Genomic DNA, 5,659 nt, shown 5'->3' with positions numbered 1-5,659 from the left:
CATAATCGAGGGCTCCGCTCAAGACGGCGGGTTGTTGAGGCTCTCAGGGGTTTTGATGGCTGTGGTTGTGGTGGGTGGGGTGAGGGGTTTTGGTGGGGCTGTGTTGATCGAGAGATTGGCGGGTTCTTAAAAAACTTCAAAAAAGTTTGGTGGTTCTTCAAAAACCGTGTAATAATCGAAGGCTTCGCTGATCGCAGCGAGGTGAGCAAGAAAGGCGCAGGGATGTGTCGGGCTTGCGGGGATCGTTAAAAATATACAGCCGATAAGCGTGGGCGTTTGAGGCGAATGGCCAAGTTCTTCGGAACGAAGCCTTTAGGCTTTAAATGCTCATGAGAATAGAAGTGAAGTTCACTTCAATTCCGTTTTTATGAGTTTGTCTCGCGAGAGACGTTAAATTCAAGATCGAACTATAGAGTTTGATCCTGGCTCAGATTGAACGCTGGCGGCATGCCTTACACATGCAAGTCGAACGGCAGCACGGGAGCAATCCTGGTGGCGAGTGGCGAACGGGTGAGTAATACATCGGAACGTGCCCAATCGTGGGGGATAACGCAGCGAAAGCTGTGCTAATACCGCATGAGATCTACGGATGAAAGCAGGGGACCGCAAGGCCTTGCGCGAATGGAGCGGCCGATGGCAGATTAGGTAGTTGGTGAGGTAAAGGCTCACCAAGCCTGCGATCTGTAGCTGGTCTGAGAGGACGACCAGCCACACTGGGACTGAGACACGGCCCAGACTCCTACGGGAGGCAGCAGTGGGGAATTTTGGACAATGGGCGCAAGCCTGATCCAGCCATGCCGCGTGCAGGATGAAGGCCTTCGGGTTGTAAACTGCTTTTGTACGGAACGAAAAGGCTTTCTCTAATAAAGAGGGCTCATGACGGTACCGTAAGAATAAGCACCGGCTAACTACGTGCCAGCAGCCGCGGTAATACGTAGGGTGCAAGCGTTAATCGGAATTACTGGGCGTAAAGCGTGCGCAGGCGGTGATGTAAGACAGTTGTGAAATCCCCGGGCTCAACCTGGGAACTGCATCTGTGACTGCATTGCTGGAGTGCGGCAGAGGGGGATGGAATTCCGCGTGTAGCAGTGAAATGCGTAGATATGCGGAGGAACACCGATGGCGAAGGCAATCCCCTGGGCCTGCACTGACGCTCATGCACGAAAGCGTGGGGAGCAAACAGGATTAGATACCCTGGTAGTCCACGCCCTAAACGATGTCAACTGGTTGTTGGGTCTTCACTGACTCAGTAACGAAGCTAACGCGTGAAGTTGACCGCCTGGGGAGTACGGCCGCAAGGTTGAAACTCAAAGGAATTGACGGGGACCCGCACAAGCGGTGGATGATGTGGTTTAATTCGATGCAACGCGAAAAACCTTACCCACCTTTGACATGTACGGAATTTGCCAGAGATGGCTTAGTGCTCGAAAGAGAGCCGTAACACAGGTGCTGCATGGCTGTCGTCAGCTCGTGTCGTGAGATGTTGGGTTAAGTCCCGCAACGAGCGCAACCCTTGTCATTAGTTGCTACATTTAGTTGGGCACTCTAATGAGACTGCCGGTGACAAACCGGAGGAAGGTGGGGATGACGTCAAGTCCTCATGGCCCTTATAGGTGGGGCTACACACGTCATACAATGGCTGGTACAAAGGGTTGCCAACCCGCGAGGGGGAGCTAATCCCATAAAACCAGTCGTAGTCCGGATCGCAGTCTGCAACTCGACTGCGTGAAGTCGGAATCGCTAGTAATCGTGGATCAGAATGTCACGGTGAATACGTTCCCGGGTCTTGTACACACCGCCCGTCACACCATGGGAGCGGGTTCTGCCAGAAGTAGTTAGCCTAACCGCAAGGAGGGCGATTACCACGGCAGGGTTCGTGACTGGGGTGAAGTCGTAACAAGGTAGCCGTATCGGAAGGTGCGGCTGGATCACCTCCTTTCTGGAAACAATGCCGTTCAAATTGAACGCCCACACTTATCGGTTGTTGGAAGAGGTCGAAACGTTTCGGCCATGGGTCTGTAGCTCAGCTGGTTAGAGCACCGTCTTGATAAGGCGGGGGTCGTTGGTTCGAGCCCAACTAGACCCACCATCTTCTGATATCCAAGTGAGAGGACATCGGGGGATTAGCTCAGCTGGGAGAGCACCTGCTTTGCAAGCAGGGGGTCGTCGGTTCGATCCCGTCATCCTCCACCAACACCGTGGTAGATATCCATTCAACACCAAAGCGGCCTTGTGCGAGAGTGCGAGGCTTCTTTGTTGTTGATCGAGATTGTTCGGTCAATCGGCTGTTCTTTAAAAATTCATAGAGTCGAATCAGCGTTGCTGATGGAAACTGCACATTCGTAAAGGTTTAGTGCGGACCGTGCCATCAGCAACAAGAATTTTTGATTGCGTCAAATGAACTTCACTTCGAAGCAATTCGAGCTGTGAAGACGGCATAACGCGTCAGGTGAAAGACCTGACATATTCCTTGATGGCTTTGGTTTCTGTGAAGAAACGTCAAAGTTATAGGGTCAAGTGAATAAGAGCATGTGGTGGATGCCTTGGCGATGATAGGCGACGAAGGACGTGATAGCCTGCGATAAGCTTCGGGGAGCTGGCAAATTAGCTTTGATCCGGAGATTTCCGAATGGGGAAACCCACCGAAAGGTATCGCATGATGAATACATAGTCATGCGAGGCGAACCGGGTGAACTGAAACATCTCAGTAGCTCGAGGAAAAGACATCAACCGAGATTCCGAAAGTAGTGGCGAGCGAAATCGGAGGAGCCTGTTAGTGATAGCACAAGACTTAACGGAACGGCTTGGAAAGGCCGGCCATAGTGGGTGACAGCCCCGTACGTGAAAAGACTTGTGTGGTACTGAGCTAACGAAAAGTAGGGCGGGACACGAGAAATCCTGTCTGAAGATGGGGGGACCATCCTCCAAGGCTAAATACTCATCATCGACCGATAGTGAACTAGTACCGTGAGGGAAAGGCGAAAAGAACCCCGGGAGGGGAGTGAAATAGATCCTGAAACCGCATGCTTACAAAAAGTCGGAGCCCGCAAGGGTGACGGCGTACCTTTTGTATAATGGGTCAGCGACTTACATTCAGTGGCAAGGTTAACCGAATAGGGAAGCCGTAGAGAAATCGAGTCCGAATAGGGCGTCCAGTCGCTGGGTGTAGACCCGAAACCAAGTGATCTATCCATGGCCAGGATGAAGGTGCCGTAACAGGTACTGGAGGTCCGAACCGACTAGTGTTGCAAAACTAGCGGATGAGCTGTGGATAGGGGTGAAAGGCTAAACAAACTTGGAAATAGCTGGTTCTCTCCGAAAACTATTTAGGTAGTGCCTCAAGTATTACCTTCGGGGGTAGAGCACTGTTTTGGCTAGGGGGTCATGGCGACTTACCAAACCAAGGCAAACTCCGAATACCGAAGAGTACAGCTTGGGAGACAGAGCACCGGGTGCTAACGTCCGGACTCAAGAGGGAAACAACCCAGACCGCCAGCTAAGGTCCCTAAAATTGGCTAAGTGGGAAACGAAGTGGGAAGGCTAAAACAGTCAGGATGTTGGCTTAGAAGCAGCCATCATTTAAAGAAAGCGTAATAGCTCACTGATCGAGTCGTCCTGCGCGGAAGATGTAACGGGGCTAAGCCAGTTACCGAAGCTGCGGATGCACAGTTTACTGTGCGTGGTAGGAGAGCGTTCTGTAAGCCTGTGAAGGTGCGTTGTAAAGCGTGCTGGAGGTATCAGAAGTGCGAATGCTGACATGAGTAGCGTTAAAGGGGGTGAAAAGCCCCCTCGCCGTAAGCGCAAGGTTTTCTACGCAACGTTCATCGGCGTAGAGTGAGTCGGCCCCTAAGGCGAGGCAGAGATGCGTAGCTGATGGGAAACAGGTCAATATTCCTGTACCGATGTGTAGTGCGATGTGGGGACGGATCTTAATAGGTCATCCGGGTGTTGGATATCCCGGTTTAGTTGGAAGTAGGCGTGCGTTAGGCAAATCCGGCGCACATATACCGAGGCCAACGATCGAGCCAGCTTGCTGGTGAAGTGACTGAACGAGGTTCCAGGAAAAGCCACTAAGCTTCAGCTGCACACGACCGTACCGCAAACCGACACTGGTGCGCGAGATGAGTATTCTAAGGCGCTTGAGAGAACTCAGGAGAAGGAACTCGGCAAATTGACACCGTAACTTCGGAAGAAGGTGTGCCCTATTAGTGTGAAGTGAACAACGGAGCATGAACGGGTTGCAAAAAATCGGTGGCTGCGACTGTTTATTAAAAACACAGCACTCTGCAAACACGAAAGTGGACGTATAGGGTGTGACGCCTGCCCGGTGCTGGAAGATTAAATGATGGGGTGCAAGCTCTTGATTGAAGTCCCAGTAAACGGCGGCCGTAACTATAACGGTCCTAAGGTAGCGAAATTCCTTGTCGGGTAAGTTCCGACCTGCACGAATGGCGTAACGATGGCCACACTGTCTCCTCCTGAGACTCAGCGAAGTTGAAATGTTTGTGATGATGCAATCTCCCCGCGGAAAGACGGAAAGACCCCATGAACCTTTACTGTAGCTTTGTATTGGACTTTGAACAGATCTGTGTAGGATAGGTGGGAGGCTTTGAAGTGCGGTCGCTAGATCGCATGGAGCCAACGTTGAAATACCACCCTGGTGTGTTTGAGGTTCTAACCTAGGTCCATTATCTGGATCGGGGACAGTGCATGGTAGGCAGTTTGACTGGGGCGGTCTCCTCCCAAAGCGTAACGGAGGAGTTCGAAGGTACGCTAGTTACGGTCGGACATCGTGACGATAGTGCAATGGCATAAGCGTGCTTAACTGCGAGACTGACAAGTCGAGCAGATGCGAAAGCAGGACATAGTGATCCGGTGGTTCTGTATGGAAGGGCCATCGCTCAACGGATAAAAGGTACTCTGGGGATAACAGGCTGATACCGCCCAAGAGTTCATATCGACGGCGGTGTTTGGCACCTCGATGTCGGCTCATCTCATCCTGGGGCTGTAGCCGGTCCCAAGGGTATGGCTGTTCGCCATTTAAAGAGGTACGTGAGCTGGGTTTAAAACGTCGTGAGACAGTTTGGTCCCTATCTTCCGTGGGCGCTGCAGATTTGAGGAAGCCTGCTCCTAGTACGAGAGGACCGGAGTGGACACACCTCTGGTGTATCGGTTGTCACGCCAGTGGCATTGCCGAGTAGCTAAGTGTGGAAGAGATAACCGCTGAAAGCATCTAAGCGGGAAACTCGTTTCAAGATGAGATCTGCCGGGGCCTCGAGCCCCCTGAAGAGTCGTTCTAGACCAGGACGTTGATAGGTCGGGTGTGGAAGCGCAGTAATGCGTTAAGCTAACCGATACTAATTGCTCGTGCGGCTTGACCCTATAACTTTGATCTCCCAGATCAAGGTGTTATGCCAAGTGACGCAGTCAAAACCAAAAGCTGATTCCCAACTCTATGAATTCGTTGTGCTGACCAACCCTCAGCACAGCAACCCTTTATGCCTGATGACCATAGCGAGGTGGTCCCACTCCTTCCCATCCCGAACAGGACAGTGAAACGCCTCAGCGCCGATGATAGTGCGGGTTCCCGTGTGAAAGTAGGTCATCGTCAGGCTCTTACAGCCCCAAAAAGCCCAACCAGAAATGGTTGGGCTTTTTG

2 tRNA genes and 3 rRNA genes are annotated in these 5,659 nt (G+C 52.0%); all 5 read left to right on the top strand.

Annotated features, from left to right (window positions below):
• The first annotated feature begins 404 nt into the window (after positions 1 to 404).
• The 5 genes from AC3A6X_RS36295 to rrf all read left to right on the top strand — a co-directional run bounded on the left by AC3A6X_RS36295 (position 405) and on the right by rrf (position 5,614).
• Positions 405 to 1,939 (top strand): 16S ribosomal RNA (locus AC3A6X_RS36295).
• 73 nt (positions 1,940 to 2,012) lie between these two features.
• Positions 2,013 to 2,089: transfer RNA gene (locus AC3A6X_RS36290), tRNA-Ile, on the top strand.
• A gap of 28 nt (positions 2,090 to 2,117) precedes the next feature.
• A tRNA-Ala gene (locus AC3A6X_RS36285) sits at positions 2,118 to 2,193 on the top strand.
• Positions 2,194 to 2,511: 318 nt separating this feature from the next.
• Positions 2,512 to 5,382 (top strand): 23S ribosomal RNA (locus tag AC3A6X_RS36280).
• 119 nt (positions 5,383 to 5,501) lie between these two features.
• Positions 5,502 to 5,614, top strand: a 5S ribosomal RNA gene (gene rrf, locus AC3A6X_RS36275).
• The 16S, 23S and 5S rRNA genes sit together here with 2 tRNA genes alongside, the layout of an rRNA operon.
• The last annotated feature ends 45 nt before the right edge of the window (positions 5,615 to 5,659 follow it).

The organism is Variovorax sp. Soil_C_12 (genome assembly GCF_057657375.1).
This window is presented reverse-complemented; position numbering and strand designations above follow the sequence as displayed.